The sequence below is a fragment of the Lunatimonas salinarum genome, from assembly GCF_017811155.1.
GTDB lineage: Bacteria > Bacteroidota > Bacteroidia > Cytophagales > Cyclobacteriaceae > Lunatimonas > Lunatimonas salinarum.
The window spans coordinates 66,385-86,875 of sequence record NZ_JACVCV010000012.1 but is presented as its reverse complement, the minus strand read 5'-3'; the positions used below and the strand labels follow the sequence as shown (position 1 = coordinate 86,875).

Annotated in this window: 16 protein-coding genes; 5 read left to right on the top strand and 11 right to left on the bottom strand. The window is 45.3% G+C overall.

Features of this window, described 5'->3' with window-relative positions; translation table 11 throughout:
• Positions 1-39: 39 nt before the first annotated feature.
• The 4 genes from IAQ59_RS15235 to IAQ59_RS15220 all read right to left on the bottom strand — a co-directional run bounded on the left by IAQ59_RS15235 (position 40) and on the right by IAQ59_RS15220 (position 2,900).
• Positions 40-276: a (2Fe-2S) ferredoxin domain-containing protein gene (locus tag IAQ59_RS15235; protein WP_209331692.1), complete on the bottom strand. Its 237-nt coding sequence runs from the start codon at positions 274-276 to the stop codon at positions 40-42.
• A 3-nt stretch (positions 277-279) separates the two neighbouring features.
• Entirely contained in the window at positions 280-1,536 is a 1,257-nt protein-coding gene (locus IAQ59_RS15230; RefSeq protein ID WP_209331691.1) for a DUF819 family protein, read from the bottom strand.
• A gap of 66 nt (positions 1,537-1,602) precedes the next feature.
• Positions 1,603-2,235 carry an NUDIX hydrolase gene (locus tag IAQ59_RS15225; protein ID WP_342450714.1) on the bottom strand — a complete coding sequence of 211 codons (633 nt, stop codon included), beginning with the start codon at positions 2,233-2,235 and terminating at the stop codon, positions 1,603-1,605.
• Complete coding sequence (locus tag IAQ59_RS15220; protein WP_209331690.1) at positions 2,232-2,900, bottom strand: hypothetical protein; 669 nt, start codon at positions 2,898-2,900, stop codon at positions 2,232-2,234. The genes IAQ59_RS15225 and IAQ59_RS15220 overlap by 4 nt, the downstream gene beginning before the upstream one ends.
• A gap of 263 nt (positions 2,901-3,163) precedes the next feature.
• Between IAQ59_RS15220 and aceK the strand changes: the two genes are divergently transcribed.
• Entirely contained in the window at positions 3,164-4,876 is a 1,713-nt protein-coding gene (aceK, locus tag IAQ59_RS15215) for a bifunctional isocitrate dehydrogenase kinase/phosphatase (RefSeq protein WP_245189629.1), read from the top strand.
• 9 nt (positions 4,877-4,885) lie between these two features.
• On the opposite strand, the gene IAQ59_RS15210 is transcribed toward aceK, so the two are convergent.
• A complete protein-coding gene (locus IAQ59_RS15210; RefSeq protein ID WP_209331688.1) occupies positions 4,886-5,398 on the bottom strand; it encodes a gamma carbonic anhydrase family protein in 513 nt (170 codons plus the stop codon).
• Positions 5,399-5,546: 148 nt separating this feature from the next.
• On the opposite strand from IAQ59_RS15210, the gene IAQ59_RS15205 reads away from it, so the two are divergent.
• From IAQ59_RS15205 to dinB, 4 genes are all read left to right on the top strand, one after another.
• Positions 5,547-6,266, top strand: a complete 720-nt coding sequence (locus tag IAQ59_RS15205; RefSeq protein ID WP_209331687.1) for a YceI family protein — start codon at positions 5,547-5,549, stop codon at positions 6,264-6,266.
• Positions 6,267-6,339: 73 nt separating this feature from the next.
• Positions 6,340-7,596 carry an anthranilate synthase component I family protein gene (locus IAQ59_RS15200; protein WP_209331686.1) on the top strand — a complete coding sequence of 419 codons (1,257 nt, stop codon included), beginning with the start codon at positions 6,340-6,342 and terminating at the stop codon, positions 7,594-7,596.
• Positions 7,597-7,722: 126 nt separating this feature from the next.
• Positions 7,723-9,072 (top strand): NADP-specific glutamate dehydrogenase, encoded by a 1,350-nt coding sequence (gdhA, locus tag IAQ59_RS15195; RefSeq protein ID WP_209331685.1) that lies wholly within the window; start codon positions 7,723-7,725, stop codon positions 9,070-9,072.
• A 224-nt stretch (positions 9,073-9,296) separates the two neighbouring features.
• On the top strand, positions 9,297-10,394 hold the full coding sequence (gene dinB / locus IAQ59_RS15190; RefSeq protein ID WP_209331684.1) for a DNA polymerase IV: 1,098 nt from the start codon (positions 9,297-9,299) through the stop codon (positions 10,392-10,394).
• Positions 10,395-10,465: 71 nt separating this feature from the next.
• On the opposite strand, the gene IAQ59_RS15185 is transcribed toward dinB, so the two are convergent.
• The 6 genes from IAQ59_RS15185 to IAQ59_RS15160 form a co-directional block, all read right to left on the bottom strand.
• Complete coding sequence (locus IAQ59_RS15185) at positions 10,466-11,881, bottom strand: Gfo/Idh/MocA family oxidoreductase (protein WP_209331683.1); 1,416 nt, start codon at positions 11,879-11,881, stop codon at positions 10,466-10,468.
• Positions 11,882-12,041: 160 nt separating this feature from the next.
• On the bottom strand, positions 12,042-15,119 hold the full coding sequence (locus IAQ59_RS15180) for an AlbA family DNA-binding domain-containing protein (protein WP_209331682.1): 3,078 nt from the start codon (positions 15,117-15,119) through the stop codon (positions 12,042-12,044).
• 290 nt (positions 15,120-15,409) lie between these two features.
• A complete protein-coding gene (locus IAQ59_RS15175) occupies positions 15,410-16,411 on the bottom strand; it encodes a virulence RhuM family protein (protein WP_209331681.1) in 1,002 nt (333 codons plus the stop codon).
• A 2-nt stretch (positions 16,412-16,413) separates the two neighbouring features.
• Entirely contained in the window at positions 16,414-17,997 is a 1,584-nt protein-coding gene (locus IAQ59_RS15170) for a type I restriction-modification system subunit M (protein ID WP_209331680.1), read from the bottom strand.
• A 1-nt stretch (position 17,998) separates the two neighbouring features.
• Positions 17,999-18,484 (bottom strand): restriction endonuclease subunit S, encoded by a 486-nt coding sequence (locus IAQ59_RS15165; protein ID WP_342450716.1) that lies wholly within the window; start codon positions 18,482-18,484, stop codon positions 17,999-18,001.
• 313 nt (positions 18,485-18,797) lie between these two features.
• A complete protein-coding gene (locus IAQ59_RS15160) occupies positions 18,798-20,489 on the bottom strand; it encodes a GMC oxidoreductase (protein ID WP_209331678.1) in 1,692 nt (563 codons plus the stop codon).
• Positions 20,490-20,491 lie beyond the last annotated feature (2 nt).

The following is a 20,491-nucleotide window of genomic DNA, read 5'->3' as shown; positions in this document are numbered from 1 at the left end:
TAAAAATTATTGTTAGAAGCCCCCTCCCTTCGTGTCCGACTATTGGATTTTGCCCTTAAATTTTCCAATCTCGCCGTTTTTAAACACTTCATTTTCGAAGACCATCACCGGTCCCGATTTGCAAAAATCCATGCACTTCGTTTTAACAAGCTTAAAGCTACCTCTATGTGGATCCAAGCTCAGGATCTGCTTTAGGTCTTTCATCAGGGTCTTACAACCGGCCTTTTTACAGTCCGACCCAGTACAAACAAACACAAATTTCCGGTACCTACCCATAGCTCATCCAAGGTTTGAAACAAACTGTAACAATAAACCGCAAATATAGGCACCATAGGTTCCAATAGCATATCCTAACACAGCCAAAAGAACCCCCACCGGAGCCAATGAAGGATTGAATGCCGACGCCACGATGGGGGCAGACGCAGCCCCTCCCACATTTGCCTGTGATCCCACTGCCACAAAGAAAAATGGTGCCTTGATCCAATAGGCCACCAATAACATGACAGCCACATGAAAGAGCATCCATAGCATCCCGATGACAAAAAACAGCGGATTTTCCAAAACCGCGGCAAGATCCATTTGCATACCAATCGTAGCTACCAAGATATACAGCAGCACACTTCCCAACCGGGATGCCCCTGCACCTTCGAGGTTACGCGCCCGGGTAAAGGAAAGTAACAACCCACCTGTGGTCGCAACGATCACAATCCAGAAAAATGCATTATCCAATGAATACTGAATTAAATACGGATGGTTTTGCCTCACATAGGGGCCGACCGTATCTCCCACAAAATGAGACAAACCAGTAACGCCAAAACCTAAACCTAAAATAGCCATGGTATCGGATAAGGTTGGCACCCGCATGATTCCTTCACGGTATTTTTCTACCTTCTGCTGTAGCTCAACGATCGCCGAATTGTCTGCTTTAAAAAACCGATCTATCTTTTCCGGGATACCCGCTCCATAAAGCAACACTGCCATCCACACATTCGCTACGATTACATCAACTGCAATCATTTGGCTAAATAACACCGGACTTGCTCCAAATACTTCCAACATCGACGTCTGATTCGCACTTCCACCAATCCAACTACCGGCAATGGTAGCCAAACCTCGCCAGGTCTCCTCCGCACCTTCGGCACCCAGTACCTCAGGAACAAACCAAGACACCACCCACAATGCCAATGGTCCACCAACTACAATACCCATACTGCCGGCAAAAAACATGGTCACTGCTTTGGGCCCAAGTTTTAGAATTGCTTTCAGGTCTATACTAAGCGTCAATAATACAAGGGATGCTGGAAGCAAATACCGAGAAGCCACAAAATATAAACCTGAAGCCTCTCCGGAGATTACTCCAAATGTATTCAAAAGTGCTGGAATAAAATAACACAGCAGAACCGTGGGAACAACACGAAAAAACCTTTTAAAAAACGGATGTTGACTAGAGGAGAAATAAAAAACAAATCCCAGTATTGCCACTAAGAGGGCCAAAACCACGGCATCATTTGTTACTAAGGGTGTCCGTTCTTCCATGTACAATTTTCGTTAGTTCTTTTTCCAAATGCTTTTGACCTTGCTGATTGCGGTTCACGCCACCGCCTAGTTGTGATCCCAAAGATAAAGAAGCTCACTTAAAATCATGGCCGTTGCTCCCCAAACTACTTCATTGTCTATATCAAAATAGGGCGCTGTCAACGTAGTCAAACCTGATCGCAACGGCTTTTTCTTTCGGATATTCGCACTAGCCAAGTATTCAAAACTACAAGTGATTAGCCGATCAACTTCGTAGGGATCCGGCTTAAATTGCGGCTTTTGTTCCGTATATCCCAAAAATGGAAAAACAGAGAAATTACTGGGCGGTATGTACAGCGATGACAGCTTTCCGAAAATTTTTATTTCAGAAGAAGACACCCCAATTTCTTCATAAGTCTCTCTTAAAGCGGTATTCACTAAATCCTCATCATCCGGATCCCGCTTGCCTCCCGGCAACGAAACCTGACCACTGTGCACTCCCACATAGTTGGGACGCTTGACAAACGGTACCATACAACCGCCTTCGTCCGGATAAAACAACACAAGAACCGCCCCCTGACGTACATGGGTACCGCTGACTTGTTCAAATCGCTCCTCATCCATCGGCAAGGGTGCCATCAGCATCTGCCCCTTTCTTCCGGGAAGGGGCCCCTTCATAGCCGCTGCCAATTTGGTGAGTACTGTATCCAAATCCATCATTCCCGTTTGACTTTGAACTTTTCCTCTAAGTAGGCATGTCGCGCATAAGAGGGCGCAACAAAGGAACTTTCGTATACCTCGTAGGAACCCTTATCGATAGAAACGAGCCAGAGCATGGGAGAAAACCCCTGATCTCCTTCGAAATATCCTGCAACCAATAGTGTCTGCCCGTTGATCCAAACAGCGTCTTCAAACAAGCCCGAAGGCCCAATAAACAGGAGGCGCTCTCGCATTCCATTCGCCTTGTAGTAAGTGACTTCAGCATCCGGTTCGTACAATACTTCTCCCCCATCGTCAATCCTCACCTTATAGTCGTAAATATCAATCACCCCAAAACCCTCCGGGTTGGACAATTGAAATGATTCCAAATTACTCTCGGTACCTGCCAATGGATTTACTTCAGGTCGCTCCAAGTGGTCGAGTGCAATAGTCTGTACCTTGGTAAAACTAGCCGCATCGCCTACAAACCCTTGACTGCCCCAATGGGTGATCCACTCCGACAACATGCCTACACCGATTTCAAGCAGTTGCTGGCGCTCGACCAATTCATCTACCTCTGGGACGTCTGCCTGCTTCTCAGATTCGCTGCGTCCACAACCGCATGCGACAATCAGCATACATCCTAAAACAGTCCCTAATCCCGAAAATCGATTACCACGTTGCATAGCACGTCATTTTTTTTTACCAAAGTACGATAAATAAAAAAAGGTCTGAACAATGCCCAGACCTTTTTCACTTATCAAACCTATTAAACCTATTGGGTTTTATTCAAAATTTGAATAAACTTGCTTGAAAGTTAAGCATAAATTCTATTTCTGCAAAAAAACAACTTTTAGGAAAAACCAATTTCTACACGGATGGTACTTCAAGTTCTTTTTTATTCATTGATACGCTGAACGACACCATGAAGGCTACTGAAGATCCATTTATGGACACAATTATTGACGAAATTCTGAAGGGATATGAGTCTTATATTAACCGATTCAATGAATTTTCACAAAGAGCCCCTATAAACTTCCGTCAACGCAACTGGAATGAACTCCAGCAAAACCACAAAAAAAGGCTGAGGCTCTATAAGGACGTCTTGCGGCTCACCATCCAAAACTGCCAAGAAATACTGAGTGACCGCTGCGGAGATAAAGCATTATGGTCGGATCTAAAAACACGTTACAGCGAGGCGATCGCAGGCAGACCGGACGAGGAGCTTGCCGAGTCCTTTTTTAACTCAGTCATACGGAAAATTTTTCCCCGCCTGTCTATAGATAATGACCTCATGTTTGTGCTGCCTGGGCGCATTCGAAAGCCTCTAGAGCCAGATGAGTCGCTTTTTCACACGTACCCGGGTACCTGGGATCTTACCATCATTTTCCGAAAGATGCTTGAAGATTTTGACTTTGGCGTGCCCTATTACAATAAAGAAGAGGATATTGCATTCTTAGTGAGCGGAGTCAAAGAGGTAATCCTCACGCGGTACGCGCCTTCGCTGGAGACCAAAATCCAAGTTCTAAAAAACGTTTTCTTTCGGAACAAAGCGGCCTATTTGATCGGGAGAACGTACATTGGCGGAAAGTGGATGCCTTTTCTGATTCCGTTTGTTCATAACGAAAAAGGGGTTTTTGTGGATACACTTATTTTTAATCCCAACATCATGAGTGGCATTTTTAGCTACACCCGCTCCTATTTCATGGCAGAAATCAAGGTGCCCGCCCAGGTGATCAGTTTTTTAACCTCGGTGATTAAGAATAAAAAAATTCATGAGCTATACAATGCAATCGGCTTTAACAAGCATGGAAAAACGGAGTTTTACCGTGATTTTTTGGAACACTTGTCAAATAGCGGGGACCAGTTCGTGCTTGCGCCTGGCATAAAGGGCATGGTGATGACGGTATTCACATTACCTTCCTATAATATCGTCTTCAAACTAATCAAAGATCATTTTGATCCGCCCAAAAACATGACACGGCTGCAGGTAAAGGAAAAATACAAGCTTGTATCCTTGCATGACCGAGTGGGAAGAATGGCCGATACCCACGAGTTTGAAAACTTTCACCTCCCATTGGATCGGATACATCCTGAGCTACTTAAGGAGCTGAAAAACACCGCTAATTCACTTCTGGAAATAAATGGAAAAACTCTAATCATCAAACACTGCTACACCGAACGGCGAATGGAGCCGCTTAACCTTTACTTAGAATCCTGTTCTTTGGAAGAAGCCAAGCAGGTAGTCGAGGAATATGGAAATTCAATCTTGCAGTTAGCACAAGCCAATATCTTTCCGGGCGATATGATGACCAAAAATTTCGGTGTGACTAGGCAAAAACGGGTCGTCTTTTACGATTACGATGAGATCGAGTTTCTCAAGGACATGAATTTTCGGGAAAAGCCAAAACCAACGTCCTACGAACAACTCTATGCAGCAGAACCATGGTACGATATTGCGGCCAACGATGTATTCCCGGAGGATTTCAAACGCTTTATGATCGGACGCGCAGATGTGCGAGCCCATTTTTTTCAATTCCACGAACGCATGTTCGATCCAGATTACTGGAAACAAATTCAAGACACCTTAAAAAAAGGAGAACTTATCCATGCGTTTCCTTATCCGGAAAATATCCGGTTCCGGCCAAATGAAGGAATCTAGCCTCAAAGATCAAGTTTCATACCAACCTGCATACATGGGGTAGTTACCGGCAATCCTCCCGATTTCGCCTTTCATAAACTCACCGGTCTCTTTTACCTTTTTAGCAGGAATTCCCGCATAAATACTGTTCGCTTCAACGATCGTACCACCTAGAACTACAGCACCCGCCGCAATCACCGAGCCTTCGTGAATTACTGCGTGGTCCATCACGATAGCTCCCATACCTATAAGTACATTATCATGCACGGTGCAACCATGAACGATTGCTTTGTGCGCAATGGATACATTATTACCAATATAGGTCCCCGCCTTCTGATAAGTGCAATGGATCACCGCGCCATCCTGAATATTTGTCTGATTGCCGATTCGGATTTCATGGACATCCCCACGAATGATTGCGTTGAACCAAACTGTGCAACGGTCTCCCATTTTTACATCCCCTACAATAGTTGCATTATCCGCGATAAAGCAATCATTGCCCCAATTGGGCGATTTTCCGTTCACTTTCTTGATGAGTGCCATGATTCCGATTATGATTAAATATGCTGTGTGTGTGAGTTCAAGAAGCCAAATCTAATTTTTTTTCAAATAAAGTGAACCTTTTCGCCAAATAATAGTTTACGTGTATATACATCAAATTCTGGACCAAATTAAACTATCAAGAACAGTTATGAGACTATTTAAAATTTCAACCTATCTTTTTGCGCTTTCTTTCATAGCGCTTTCATGCGGTAAGAGTGCCGATACCGTTGAAACCGGCGAAGCGGCAGAGGTTGCTCAGGGAAGCGGTAGTACCCTAGCGTTGGATACCAATGCCAGTACAGTAAACTGGAGGGGATACAAACCAGCCGGTCAGCACTACGGAATCATCCCAATTGTCTCTGGCGACCTGAAAGTCGAAGGCAATGCGGTTACCGCAGGTAATTTCACCTTTGATATTACAAAACTAGAAATTCACGATTTGGAGGCAGGATCGGAAAATCACGGCAAATTGTGGGGCCATTTGCAATCAGACGACTTCTTCGACGCAGCGAATCATCCGCAAGCCATGTTTGAGATCACGGCGGTAGAACCTTTCGCGGCAGGTAGCATCGAGGATAAATCTGAATTTGAGACAGACAACACGCCAAAAAGCGCCTCTGAGATCGCTCCCGATAGCCCTACTCACTGGATTAGTGGAAATCTAACCATGAGAGGAACCACAAAAAACATTAAATTTCCTGCGAGCGTTTCTGTAAGTAACGGAGCGGTGACTGCAAAAGCTGGATTCAACATCGACCGAACAGCTTGGGGCCTTTCTTACGGAGACGAAGCCAATGCGGTAGACAAAGCTAAAGACCAATTTATATATAACACCGTAAGCGTTGATTTTGAAATCAAGGCAAATTAATTTGATTACATGATGGCGAAAGGGCTAGCGGTATCGTTAGCCCTTTTTTTATTCTTTTGCGTAAATTCGTTGCATGAAAAGTGGAAAAGATGGCATCCGAGTACCTTGGGATATGATGTGGGTGAAGCGCCTTCTTTATTGGACACAAAGTAACTACCCCTACCTTAGCTATTTTTGCTCAAACAGTATCCCCTATCCGAAGGGGGGATTTAAGCACCTGCTGCTAGCAGGTTCCGAATCCATCGATTTCGAACAGATAGCGCATACGAAAGGGCAATGGATAGGAGGCATCATCAGCTATGATCAAAAAAACCAGTACGAAAAGCTCGAAAGCCTAAATCCTGCTACGTTTTCCTGTCCTGATTTATTCTTCTTCCGAGCTATTTTAAGGGTAGAATTCACGGAAAATGAAGCGCTCATCTATCATCCGGAGGCCGCGGCGATCGTTGCCAACATCAACGATTTCCGACTCCCGTTAACTCCCCTATGGAAAACCTCCCCGGTGATTCGGACATTAACATCCAAGGATCGCTATTTTGAAAAATTCCGTAAAATCAAAGAGCATATACGGGCAGGCGATATTTACGAGATGAACTACTGTATATCTTACGAGGGCGATTTTTCCGGTATAGACCCAATACAGCTTTACCTCAGACTAAATGAGTTATCCCCTATGCCGTTTAGTGGTCTCTGTGCTGTTGATGGCAAGTACGTCTTAAGCGCTTCACCCGAGCGTTTTCTGAAAAAAACCGGAAATGTACTAGTCGCACAACCGATTAAAGGCAGTATCAGAAGGGGAAATACCCAAGACGAAGACGACCAACTGGCCGAAAGGCTCCGACATAGTGAGAAAGAGCAGGCTGAAAATCTCATGATTGTAGATCTGATGAGAAATGACTTGTCAAGAGTGGCCCAAATAGGCACTGTCCAAGTAGAAGAGCTGTTTGGCGTGTATCGATTTAAAAAAATTTCCCAAATGATTTCCACCGTAAGTTGCAGCTTAAAGAAGACTGCGACCTTTAGGGATATCATCGAAAAAACCTTCCCCATGGGAAGCATGACGGGGGCTCCAAAAATCAAGTCGATGGAACTGATTGATTATTATGAAGATTTCAGACGTGGTTGGTTTTCAGGAAGTATGGGATACATCGATGATTTGGGGAATTTTGATTGGAACGTAGTGATTAGAAGTGTACTAATGGACGTCGCAAGCGGAAGGTTCTATTTTGGTGTAGGAAGTGCCGTCACCATAGATGCCAACCCTGAGAGCGAATACGAAGAATGCCTATTAAAATCACAGTCAATTTTTGATGTATTTTTGAATCGATAACTACAATCTTGGTTATATTTACCGGCTTAATTGAAAACCTGAGGCTTTAACTCCTTTCAACCAGAACCAGTTAACGAATACTTTACCCCATCAATTTATTAATTAAACCCATTAATCCCTGCATAGATGTCGAAAATAGACTATGTTTTAAACTCCATCAAGGAAAGAAATCCAGGTGAACCGGAGTTTCACCAAGCCGTATTAGAGGTCTTTGACAGCATAGAACCCGTACTGTCAAAGAACTCGAAATACTTAGAGGAAAAAGTATTTGAAAGAATGGCTGAACCGGAGCGTATCATCACATTCCGGGTTTGCTGGACAGATGATAACAATCAAATCCAGGTAAACCGAGGATATCGGGTACAGATGAATGGGGCGATGGGACCCTATAAGGGAGGACTGCGCTTCCACCCTAGCCTAAACTTGAGTATTTTGAAATTTTTGGCTTTTGAGCAGACCTTCAAGAATGCGCTAACAGGGCTGCCTTTGGGTGCCGGAAAGGGAGGCGCTGATTTTAATCCAAAGCATAAGTCAGACCGGGAGATCATGCGCTTCTGCCAGGCTTGGATGTTGGAAGCATACCGTCACATTGGCCATTTCACCGACATCCCTGCCGGGGACATCGGTGTGGGAGAAAAGGAAATTGGCTACCTTTTTGGAGCCTTCAAAAAAATTAAAAACGAATTTCAGGGAAGCATTACGGGCAAAGGTCCCCTTTGGGGCGGCTCTTTTCTTCGTCCAGAGGCTACCGGGTACGGATTGGTGCACTTTGCTGAATACATGCTGGCGGAAGTTGACAAAGACCTGGCAAATAAAGTCTGCCTGGTATCCGGGTCCGGTAACGTATCTCAGTTTGCCATCGAAAAACTAATACACGATAAGGCCAAGGTAGTCGCATTTTCTGACTCCACAGGCTTTATACACGATGAAGAAGGTGTGGATGAAGAGAAACTGGCGTTTTTAAAAGTACTAAAAAATGAAAAGCGAGAGAGCATAGCAGGCTACGCTGAAAAATACAAGTCTGCCAAATACTACGAGGGAACTGAAAAGCGTCTCTGGTCGATTCCAGCAGAATGTGCGTTCCCCTGTGCGACTCAAAACGAATTGGATGAGTCAGACGTGCAAGACCTGAGTAAAAACGGTGCGATCCTGATTGCGGAAGGAGCCAATATGCCGCTTACAGACGCCGCCATCAAGGCTGTGCAACATTCCAACATCATCTATGCCCCCGGCAAGGCGGCCAATGCGGGGGGAGTAGCCATTTCAGGACTGGAAATGACACAAAACCGCCTCGGTCGTTATTGGTCAAGATCCAGAATGGAAACCGAACTGCGGGTAATCATGCAGGGCATTCATGAAAATTGCCAGGACACCATGAAAAAATACTCGCTTGATGCACAGGATTATCTCAATGCAGCCAACATCGCCGGTTTTGAACGCGTGGCAAAAGCCATGGTAGCACAGGGAAGCTGGTAAGAAGGCAGTAGCAGTCGAACCCAAAAAGTTCCACAGGCACTATTCAGTCGCTGCATACTAGAACAACCCACTAGTAGGCCATTAATCGAAAAAGCGATTCCCTGATAGACCTGTGATAACGATATGCGAGAAAAACAATTAGAGACAGACAAATAAGCGGGGCTTCCCCGCTTTTTAATTTAAAAAGATGCATGTAACTTCCCACTGTAATTATCCCCTCAGACGTGGAAGCCACCCGGAAAATTATTCATGTTGACATGGATGCGTTTTTTGCATCAGTAGAACAAATGGATAACCCCGATTTACGGGGAAAGCCGGTGGCGGTTGGTGGCAATCGGGAGCGAGGTGTAGTGGCAGCAGCATCTTACGAAGCAAGAAAATTCGGAGTTAAATCTGCGATGCCCTCTAAGATCGCTGCACTGCGTTGCCCGGGATTGATTTTTGTAAAACCTCGTTTTGAGCGGTATAAAGAACTATCGTACCAAATCAGGGAAATTTTCCACGAATATACGGATTTAGTGGAGCCACTATCCCTGGACGAAGCCTTCCTCGATGTAACGGAAAACAAGCCCAAAAACCCTTCGGCTACACTAATAGCCACGGAAATACGCTCCAAGATCAAAAGTGAAATAGGGCTGAATGCCTCAGCTGGCATTTCCTATAACAAGTTTCTGGCAAAGGTAGCCTCTGACCTGAACAAACCTAATGGGCAAGCCGTGATCACACCCAACCAAGCCACTGCATTTCTTGAAAAGCTTCCCATTGAGCGCTTTTTCGGTATCGGGAAGGTCACTGCCGAAAAAATGAAAAAGCTGGGTATCCATCAAGGTTCCGATTTGAAGCAATATTCTCTGGATTTCCTTACCCGGCGATTTGGGAAATCAGGGCTTCATTATTTTGAAATTGTACGCGGAATCCACCACAGCCCTGTCAATCCCAATAGGGATCGGAAATCAATCAGTGTTGAAAACACATTTGAAAAAGACCTCTTTCTAGGCGAACAACTCCATGCCGCCCGGTATAAACTCGCCGAGGAGCTGCTCGCTCGGATGGGAAAGAATCAACTTCGAGGGAGAACACTTACCCTGAAATTAAAATACAAGGATTTCACTCAACAAACTAGAAGTAAAAGCCTTCCAAGATACCTCCAAAATCCCGACATCCTGTTGTTTTCGGAGGAGTTACTCAACCAAGAACCACTTAAAATGCCCTTGCGGCTCATGGGACTGGGAATTTCCAACCTTGAGATCAATGAGCCCAAAATGGGTGTTCAGCTTAGAATAGAGGGACTGTTTAACCCACTGGATGATGAAAAGGCCTAACTTATGCAATAATCGGACAAGCCAGCTATTCAAATCCAAATGGGTTACCCAGCCAAAAATCCCCGTGATTCTTAACGCATCTTCAGCAGGGTATTTCCACCCTTCACCAGATTAATGTCCATCATTGGCTTATTGCTGCTCCAAAGTCCAGCCGTAAAGTCAGGAACCTCTACCGGCATAGACCGATTAGCGACAGACCAGCCGGAAAGTGGCACGATCGAACTCCAGGTCGCGGCGTCGTAAACGTTCATGTCCAGTGGGAGTCCATTTCGAAGACAGTCTATCAAGCGCCAATCCATGAGGGTATCCATCCCTCCGTGGCCACCTACCTGCTTTGCCATCTCTCCTACTCGCTTGGTAATCTCGGGCGTATATTTCGCTTCCAGTTCGGCAAATTCCTCCTGTGACAACCATCCCTCGTGGCCGGTGGCTATTCGTCCCGGCTCGGGGTACTTCATAGCGGCTCCCTTGGTGCCGCTTAGTAGATGAATACGGGAATATGGGCGAGGAGAGGTGACATCGTGCTGTAGCATGATCGTTTTACCCAAGCTGGTTCGGATGATACTGGTGTTCAGGTTTCCCCGGTAGGGCCTGCCTACGTAAGGTTTCCAAAAATCATCAGATTGTGCCAGTTCCTCCGCCTTCTTTCCCATCATAAAATCATCCGTAGAGACCGATACCAAGAAATCCATTTTGTCCCCATAATTGATATTCATAATCTGGGCGATGGAACCAAGGCCATGCATGGGATACAGGTTACCATTTTTACTGGCATTTTCCTCCAACCTCCACATGTTGGAATACCCTGTTTTACTAAAATTAGCCATCAACAAGTCATGGATGTAGGCACCTTCACCGTGCAGTATCTCTCCAAAAAAGCCCTGACGAGCCATATTCAATGTAAGCATTTCGAAGAAATCGTAGCATACGTTCTCCAGTAACATGCAGTGCTTCTTCGTTTTTTCGGAGGTTTCTACCAGCTTCCAGCAGTCCTCGAGGGTTTGTGCGGAGGGAAGCTCCGTCACCGCATGTTTGCCGTGTTCCATCGCATAAATTGCCTGAGGGGCGTGCAAGGCCCAAGGGGTGCATATGTACACCAAATCGACGTCTTGGCGATCACAAAGCTTTTTCCAGTCTTCAGGCCCACCCGAATAAAGATGCGGTTTATGCCCCCACTCTCCCACGGTTTCATTTCCCTTTTGTACCCGGTCAGGGTAGAGGTCAGATAGGGCTGTAATTTCCACACCTTCTATGCGGGACAAGCGGCGCAGAGCCCCGGAACCTCGATTACCAATACCGATAAGTCCTACACGTACCACGTCCAACTTGGGCGCTGCATATCCGGACATATTGAAGCGTTCCCATTTTGGGGGATTAAACGATTCTGCACCAATGCTTCGGGGGGTAAATCCGGCAAGGCCTGCGCCTGCCAATCCGGTTCCTGCCACTCCGGATAGTTTTAAGAAATCTCTTCGATTGGTTTTCATGAGTTATTGTTCGTTTGAATGTTGATTCTTCAATATAGCTGCCTTAATGGCAAAATGACGAAAGTGGTTTCGAATGCGGATATTTTGTAATCTAGACCCAGTCGCCATCAGGATGCTGGATGAACTTGTCTACTCAACAGAATTTCAAGGAAATGAAGCACTATTTATCCCTTATTACTACTTTCTCTGGCTTGCTTTCCGTCTTCATCTCCACCCTCAAGCTAGCTTTGCCATCCGTCACAAATCCGGCATCGATCAAGATACTGTTTTTTCCCCGCTTCAACAAAGGAATTTTTCGATCTATCGGAATGGTTTTTACAAGATCCCAATTTTTCTCGTAAAGCTCGATCTGTCCCGCTCGTCCGAGCTTAAGCACTTGCCCACGATCCATGGTGACGGGGATTTCCAACTCAGCATAGTTGTTAATTTCTACTTTTATGGATTCAATTTTTGAGCTCCTATCTCCATCGCCAAGTTTTAGATCGATGATAAACATTAACTCTTGTTCATCGTAGGGATTGTCAAATTCAAATACCGAATAGACCGGCTCGCCTGGCTGCCTGATTTTCTGTTCATGAACGTATCTTTCAATCTTGTATTGATAAAGACTCCACTCACTCGGACCGACGGGCTTCAAATGGAATTCATTTTTAATATCCTCCATGCGCTTTTTCTGATCTTGGCTGAAGGCTCCCGCCATACGGGCAGTCTCCCAAGTTTTGATCGCATCAAAAATAGCATCACTCGCCTTGTTTTCGGCAACCTGATTAAGATTTAAGTTAAATGCAAATCCAGCATCAAATCCGGCCGCTCTTGCCAAAAGCCACTCCGTATCTTCTATGCTGGTCTGCGAATTCATACTAAACCATCCCAACATGGCAGGAAGTAGATTTCGTCGGTAAAAATCCTGATTCATCAATCGATACTGGGTCTGGCTTTCCCTAAACCCAGCATACCAGGGTTCTCCCCAATTATAACGGGTATTGATGTGCCAATTGAAATGACTTGGATTACTTGCGTCATTGATGACTTTGCCTCTGAGATCTTCGTTCAAGTGATCATACCACGTCTTAGTAAACAAAGACCGGGCATACTGTCCCATACCGGTTGACCACACCCCTTCCAAGCCATCAAAAGAAATCTGTAAAAGACCAGTTTCATTAAATAGGTTAGCCAGTGTGATTGCAATCTCCTCAGATAATGCTGCATCACTAAGGAAAACCTTATATCCATGATCCATCAATTTTCCGATCTTGGTCCCCGCCTTGTGGGCAGAAGCACGCGTACCGAAAGCTCCCCGGATACATCCCTTCAAGTGCCAAGGTTGGTTTTCCGAGACCTCATCGTAGCGAATGATCTCATCGCCGATCTGTACCGACTTAAGAGCGTTGTTTTTCATTTGGTTGAAAAACAGCGGTGATTCAATAAATATTTCATCAGCATCTTCGGCTAAATCCCGGACAAGACTACTTTCTCCAACCTTAGCCAATCGTTGGTCGGGGATTGGAGTCACATACGGATCGTTTGTTTGGATAAAATTACTCAATGTGTGTACTCCCAACGAAATACCCTGCTGTCTTGCCCGATCAACACTTCGCTTCATGCTCTCCCAATTATCGGGAAAAGCTTTTTCAATAAGCGGAAAATGGCCCCAAGACTTAAATGGATGCCCATGATACAGATACTTCAGACCGGCCTTTTTCGTCAAAGCAAGGGCTTGATCCAAATCGTCCTCTGTAAATCCAATAATAAGGTAGGAAGCTGTCGCTTCCCTAGCGGTTTTTGCCCACTCTCCACCAATCATAGGATGGGGCAGACCTTCGGCCAGTTCCATTTCCCCTATAATTTCCAGAGCCTTAGCAGGTGGACACCCAAAAACAGCAATTTTACTCCCCACAATGCCCCCATCCGAAAAAGCTGGGGCTAAGTAGTGGGTGTGGCCCCAATTTTCGATAATCCGGTCATTCTGCCTGCTTCGGGTATATGCTTGTAGGATGGAGCCCCCGTCAATCGGTTTAGCGGTTTGGCCGCGGTAAAACTTCTTCCTTCGCCAATCTGCTTCGACATCGGTCAGGTTACCCGTTTCAAAAATATCGTAAGCTGGCTCTATATCGTCTTCGGTCGTTGGAAACCCTCCAAGGGTCTTGACATTGAGCGCTTGAATGCCAAGAGCGAAATCACTGTCCCTCACCACACCTACCGACTCGCCTATCACCTCGCTGATCGTAGTAGGAAAAGGTCCCCAAACGATCAAATCAATAGCCACATCGGAGCTTACGGAAATCAATTCAAAGGAAAGGTATTTGGGATTGGACTTTACAGCTAGTTGTAGAGCCGTTTTTCCAATAGGATAATCTAGCGAAATTTGATTACCAGAAACATGCATCGCATCAGGCAACCAATACTCCCCTCCAACCCGGATACGTACCAAACTTGCACCATCGAGCGAATGCTGCTGCAAATAATCCTTACCCGATGCCCTATCCTGCAAGGTAGTAATTTGACCTTTTTCATCAAATGTAACCCTTAAATAGTCTGTTTCTAAAGTGACTTCTTGAGAAAAAGACAAAAAACTTTGAAACAACAGCAAAAAAAACACCCAACTTACCTTTTGCATAATATCAAATTTTTCCTGAAAAATACGGGCCCATAAATCTCTTTTTCTATTTATATCTTGCCAACCTGGAATTGGATTTCCCTGCTTGTCTTTTTCTTTACTGTTTAACGGTAAATCCCAGATTTTTTGATCATATATAATCAATCCCTTTTCCGCTTGAACAGTGGCCATTTCAAACGTTTCAATAGGCCGATTCCCATCGTTGCTGCGAATTAGGTATTCACTTTTCGAAGTTCTGTGAAGTTGTGTAGTAAATGGCACTTCTAGCACTAAAATTTCCTTACCATCAACGCTGATTTTATGAGGCTTGATAGTGATAGAAGGAACAGTTCTATCTTGAATTTGTCTAATGAGCTCAAAAACTTTAGTATCGATATATTCAAATTCGGGATTGATTTCTTTGGTTTTGTCTTCGATGCCAACAAATAAAAACCCTCCTTTTTTGTTGGCAAAAGCCACTACATCTTTAGCAAGTTCATCGTATTTTGCGGCAAAATTTTTCAATGACTTACCAAAAGCAATTTTGTCTTCCAAATCCTCTTTAAAGTCAAGAATTTCGCATTCTCCCTTTGCCAAAAGGTTGTAAAACCACTGAATGCTATGTCGGGTAAGTTTTTCCATTATTCTTGAGCCGATTGTGTTAATATAAAGGTCAATACGCTTCTATACTTCCAGGCTTATTTACTTTCTGTTGATTCACCTTTAACCCTGATTTTTTCGCTTTACTTTCTATCAATTGCTTTTGTGGTCAATGTGGTAGGTGTAGTGGATGTATGTTAAAATGAAAGGGGTAATGATTTATTGACTTTTCTGCAAAGAGACAAGAAAAAAGTATTTCTACATATTTCTGATTTTCGGCAAGTTAATTCTTTGCAATCATGTTTTCAATCTATAGGTTCGTTGGTTAGGTTTTAGTCTTTCTTGGATTTGGGCAGTTTTTGGGTTTCCGTCTCCAGGTAATTTACAAAGTGCTTTTCTGCTTCACTGAGATCAGAAGCAGTGAGCGCTTTGTATTTTTCATATTCCTGCTGAGCCTTTTCCAGCATCTGTTGATGACTGATTTTGCCTGCATGATCGAGGATTTCATTTCCGGTCATGCGAAGGAAATCATCCAGTCGGGCAATCCAGTCTTTCATATACATCGGCTTGCGATTGAGTGCCTGCAGCTCTGCCAATTCCAAATAGGCCGTTACCATCCGATTGAGGATATTCAGTTCTTCGGCATTGAGGTAATTCTTCGCGATTTCCAGCTCCTGCTTGGTGGGCTTTACTCCTTTGAAATTGGTCAGACCCAGATTGGGTTTGGAGGCATCGATCCGTTTGTAGATCAGTTCGGCAGCAGTATGTCCATGAGCAGCCCAGTGCATTTTGTTTTGGACAGTCTGAAAAAACAGCACCGAAAGCTCACTTTTTGGGTCATAATCAATGCTGGTGGCATAGATATCCAAGACCTTTCTCCAGAAGACTTTTTCGCTACTCCGTATGTCGCGGATGCGGGCCAGAAGTTCATCGAAATAATTCCCTCCTCCGGCCTGTTTGAGAAGTTCGTCATTGAGGGTAAAGCCTTTGATCAGGTATTCTCTCAATCTTGCCGTAGCCCATTGACGGAATTTGGTGCCCTGAAGGCTCTTCACCCGATAGCCGACTGAGATGATCACGTCAAGATTATAGTAATTCGTCTCGTAGCCTTTGCCATCAGCGGCAGTTGTTCGGAAATTCCGAACAACTGAGATCTCATCCAATTCGCCTTCTTCGAAAATATTTTTGATATGCTCACTAATCGTGGATTTGGATTTTTGAAAAAGCTCACAAAGCTGGGCTTGGGTCAGCCATACCGTCTCATTTTCCAGCCGGGTTTCTATTTTGGTTTTCCCGTCTTCGGTCTGATAGATTAAGATGCTGCTGCTTTCCATACTTAGCCCATGAGTTCTTTGAGATACCGATCCATTTCAGCCTGAACCTCTTTTAATTCAATTTCTAGCTTATCGATCTCCTGCTGCACGGCTGCAATATCCACCTCAGGCTCTTCCTCGAAGGTGTCCACATAGCGGGGGATATTGAGATTGAAGTCATTTTCTTTGATCTCGTCAAAGGTGGCCACATAGCTATACTTATCCTGCACTACGCCCGGCTGAAACTTCCCTGCCTGAAAGTCCCGATAGGTATCTACGATGTGGGTGATATCAGACTCACGAAGTTTGTTTTGGTTTTTGGCCGCTTCGTAATGCTGGGAAGCATCGATAAAGAGGACACTTCGACTTCGCTCGGTGTCCGGCCCTACTGTTCTGGCTTTGTTGAAAACCAGGATGGCAGCTGGAATACCGGTACCAAAAAAGAGGTTGGCAGGCAGCCCGATTACGGCTTCGAGCAAATTTTCTTCGATGGTTTTTTGACGGATTTTCCCTTCTGAACTTCCCCGAAACAGCACTCCGTGAGGCACGACCACGCCGACTTTTCCCCTTCCCTCATAAGTCGTCTCGATCATGTGGGAGATAAAGGCCCAGTCTCCTTTGCTTTTGGGAGGAATTCCTCGCCAGAAGCGATTGTATCGGTCCGTTTCCGGATCCCAAGTGATGGTGGTTTTCTCCCCGTCTTTATCCTCCACCTTTCCCCATTTATCCAGGGAAAAAGGAGGGTTAGCCACGACCGTGTCAAACTTCATCAGTGTGTCGCCTTCTTTCAGCTTGGGATTGCGGATGGTATCCCCCCAGCGGATGGTGGCATTATCAAAGCCATGCAAAAACATATTCATGACTGCCAAGGCCCAGGTGCTGCCGTTGGCTTCTTGCCCGTACAAAGAAAAATTGTCGGAGCCTACTTCGTTTCCGGCTTTTATCAGCAAGGATCCTGAACCACAGGTAGGGTCACAGATACGGGAACCGGGTTTGCTTTTGGTGAGTTTGGCCAAAAGGGTGGATACCTCGGAGGGTGTAAAAAATTCCCCTGCCTTTTTGCCTGCATCGCTGGCAAAGTTTGCGATTAGAAATTCGTACGCACCTCCGATGATATCCGCGCCTCCCAAATGCGAAGGACGCAAATCCAGTTTGTCTGAGTTGAAGTCAATCAGCAACGTTTTCAAGCGTTGGTTTTTATCTTTTGGCTCTCCCATTTTGCTGCTGTTAAAGTCAATGTTTTGGAATATCCCTGCACCGTCTTCACTGTACAGTTTCTCCCGGTTAGCTTCTTCCAAGTCGGTTAATGCAATATTGATGAGTTCGCCAATGTTGCTCTCATTTCTGGAATCATATAAAAATTTAAAATGGCTGTGCTCCGGCACAATAAAACGTTCGTGCTGCATGGCACGTTTGGCACGTTCCACATCACCGTTGTACTTTTTCAGGTAGCCTTCCATTTTATCGTCATGCACATCGCTGAGGTATTTCAAAAACAGCATGGTAAGTACATAGTCTTTGTAAACGCTTGGGTCAATGCTGCCTCTAAAGGTGTCGCAAGCTTTCCAAACTGCATCGTTTATGTCTTTCTGGGTAATTCTGGCCATATTATTTACTAAATGCGTTAATGAGGAGTTGTTGAATTTGGATTTCCCGCAGTGATTCTATTTGGTGCTTCAGGGACTTTTCCCTGTTTCGGAGCTTTGTGATTTGCAGGATGGTGTTTTGGGTTTTGAGGTCCGGCACTTGTATTTCAAGCTGCTCCAGCACTTGCTTTGAAATGGATGGGATGGAGGTGCCTATGGCTTTTGCCTTTAAAAGTGACTGCGTGCTGTGGTTATTCAGAAACCAGGCCAAGTACTGAGGCAATACATCGTTGTTGGTAAGCCTTATAACAAAAAACGAAGTGGAAGCTACTGCCGGTTCGTTGTGGTTTTCAAAGACAGCCGCAAAGTTTTTGGTTCCTTTGGCGGCAAAGAGCACATCTCCGTGTTTCAGCAGGTGCTTTTGAGCTACCTCCTCCGCTTTCAGATCGGGGTGCAAAACAGCATGCAAGTCCCCATTTTCGTCAAAATACCGGGACTGCAAATACACCAAATCGCCATCACCGGAAGGCTTGGCGAAGAGCCCGGTTTGGATCTGTGTAATATCTTTTATTAGCGTTTTCAGAATTTATTTCTTTGTAATGACGCTACAAAATTAAGTGAATTTCTCTGACTATCCGGTATTTTATGAATTTTATTTTAAGTAAGTGACCTACAAAAAACAGGAGGTCGAAGGTGTCCTTGTCTTGTGATGGATGTTGTTTCCTTCTCTAAACAGACTGGTTACCTTTAAAGTAACGTCATACACATGACTCTCAGCCAAGCTGTGTCCAAGCAAATGCTATATAGAATTTTCGACTTAACTACTTTATATTGCCCTTCTTCAGTTCGGAAACGGCGTAATCCACCGCTCTAGCGGTCAGTGCCATGTAGGTAATGGATGGATTTTGGGTACCGGTAGACGTCATGCAGGCTCCATCGGTTACAAACACGTTTTTGCAGAGGTGCATTTGGTTCCACCCGTTCAGCAGTGAGGTTTTCGGATCCCTGCCCATGCGTACGCCACCCATCTCGTGGATATCCAATCCTGGCGCCTGCTTGCTATCGCGCGTAGTAATACCATAGCAGCCCGCCTTTTCAAGCATGGCAGCCCCCTGCTCCAAAAAGTCCTTCAACGATTTTTCATCATTGTCGTCGTAACCCACGTCTACCCGCAAAAGAGGCATGCCCCATTTGTCCGCTTGGTTTGTATCCAGATAAACGCGGCTTTCTTCTTTGGGAATGGTTTCCCCCTGCATCATCATGTAAACGGACCAATCTCCCAGTTCCGAGTTTGCCTCTTTGAAGCCCGGACCAAAAGCCTCGTTTCTTGCCCCACCCCATCCCTTGCGGCTGGCAGAATAAAAAGTCATATATCCGCGAAGAAATTCCATCTCCTGCTTTTTGACATTTCTAAAATTTGGCAGCATCACGGCAGTGGGCCTTCTACCGTAATAATAGGAATCCAGATGTCTGTCTGAACTGGCAGATAAGCTCCCCCGGTAATTGTGAAAAGCGATGTATTTGCCCAACAACCCATTGTCGTTGCCAAGCCCATTTGGAAAGCGATCAGAAGTCGAATTCAGCAAAATCAGGTTCGAATTCAACGCAGAGGCATTTACAAAGATGACCTCGGCAAAATACTCCGTAGCCTCAAGCGTTTCGGAATCGATCACCCGAACTCCGGTTACTTTTTCTTTTTGATCGTCATAAATCAGGGAGTGCACGACTGAATGAGGGCGCACCGTCAAATTGCCGGTTAATGTAGCGGCAGGCAAGGTGGCCGCATTGGAGCTAAAATAAGCCCCGAAAGGACACCCTCTTTGGCACAGGCTTCGTGCCATGCACTGACCTCTTCCCAACCGGATATGGTGTTCGGCGGGTTCGGTGAGATGCGCACAGCGACCGATTACAAATTTGCGATCGGGATATGCGGCCAATATTCGCTGCTGAATGTCCCTTTCCATTTTATTCATCTCCCAAGCAGGCAAAAATTCGCCATCAGGGAGTGTGTCTAATCCGTCCTTATTTCCACTGACGCCAACAAACCGCTCCACGTAGCTGTACCAAGGTGCCAGGTCGTCGTATCGAATGGGCCAATCCACTGCAAACCCATCTCTCCCCGGCCCTTCAAAATCGTATTTACTCCATCGCTGAACCTGTCGCGCCCAAAGCAGGGACTTCCCTCCCACCTGATAGCCTCTAATCCAGTCGAAGGGCTTGTCCTGCACATAGGGGTGTTCCTTGTCCTTCACAAAAAAATGATCTGCATCATCGCGAAATGCATAACAACGGGACACCACCGGGTTTTCCTCTCGAACGGACAAAGGCATAGCACCCCTTAGCGGGAATTCCCAAGGATGGGTATGCATGGTTGGATAATCTTCCTTGTGAACCACGTTTCTACCACGTTCTAGCACGAGGGTCTTAAGCCCTTTTTCACATAACTCCTTAGCAGCCCAGCCCCCGCTGATTCCTGAACCCAATACTATCGCATCGTACGTATGGTCATTCATGA

What these genes read in the sequence shown, in the direction of transcription:
- IAQ59_RS15235 (WP_209331692.1), bottom strand. Translation starts at nt 276, where the DNA reads ATGGGTAGGTACCGGAAATTTGTGTTTGTTTGTACTGGGTCGGACTGT.
- IAQ59_RS15230 (WP_209331691.1), bottom strand. Translation starts at nt 1,536, where the DNA reads ATGGAAGAACGGACACCCTTAGTAACAAATGATGCCGTGGTTTTGGCC.
- IAQ59_RS15225 (WP_342450714.1), bottom strand. Translation starts at nt 2,235, where the DNA reads ATGATGGATTTGGATACAGTACTCACCAAATTGGCAGCGGCTATGAAG.
- IAQ59_RS15220 (WP_209331690.1), bottom strand. Translation starts at nt 2,900, where the DNA reads ATGCAACGTGGTAATCGATTTTCGGGATTAGGGACTGTTTTAGGATGT.
- aceK (WP_245189629.1), top strand. Translation starts at nt 3,164, where the DNA reads ATGGACACAATTATTGACGAAATTCTGAAGGGATATGAGTCTTATATT.
- IAQ59_RS15210 (WP_209331688.1), bottom strand. Translation starts at nt 5,398, where the DNA reads ATGGCACTCATCAAGAAAGTGAACGGAAAATCGCCCAATTGGGGCAAT.
- IAQ59_RS15205 (WP_209331687.1), top strand. Translation starts at nt 5,547, where the DNA reads ATGAGACTATTTAAAATTTCAACCTATCTTTTTGCGCTTTCTTTCATA.
- IAQ59_RS15200 (WP_209331686.1), top strand. Translation starts at nt 6,340, where the DNA reads ATGAAAAGTGGAAAAGATGGCATCCGAGTACCTTGGGATATGATGTGG.
- gdhA (WP_209331685.1), top strand. Translation starts at nt 7,723, where the DNA reads ATGTCGAAAATAGACTATGTTTTAAACTCCATCAAGGAAAGAAATCCA.
- IAQ59_RS15185 (WP_209331683.1), bottom strand. Translation starts at nt 11,881, where the DNA reads ATGAAAACCAATCGAAGAGATTTCTTAAAACTATCCGGAGTGGCAGGA.
- IAQ59_RS15180 (WP_209331682.1), bottom strand. Translation starts at nt 15,119, where the DNA reads ATGGAAAAACTTACCCGACATAGCATTCAGTGGTTTTACAACCTTTTG.
- IAQ59_RS15175 (WP_209331681.1), bottom strand. Translation starts at nt 16,411, where the DNA reads ATGGAAAGCAGCAGCATCTTAATCTATCAGACCGAAGACGGGAAAACC.
- IAQ59_RS15170 (WP_209331680.1), bottom strand. Translation starts at nt 17,997, where the DNA reads ATGGCCAGAATTACCCAGAAAGACATAAACGATGCAGTTTGGAAAGCT.
- IAQ59_RS15160 (WP_209331678.1), bottom strand. Translation starts at nt 20,489, where the DNA reads ATGAATGACCATACGTACGATGCGATAGTATTGGGTTCAGGAATCAGC.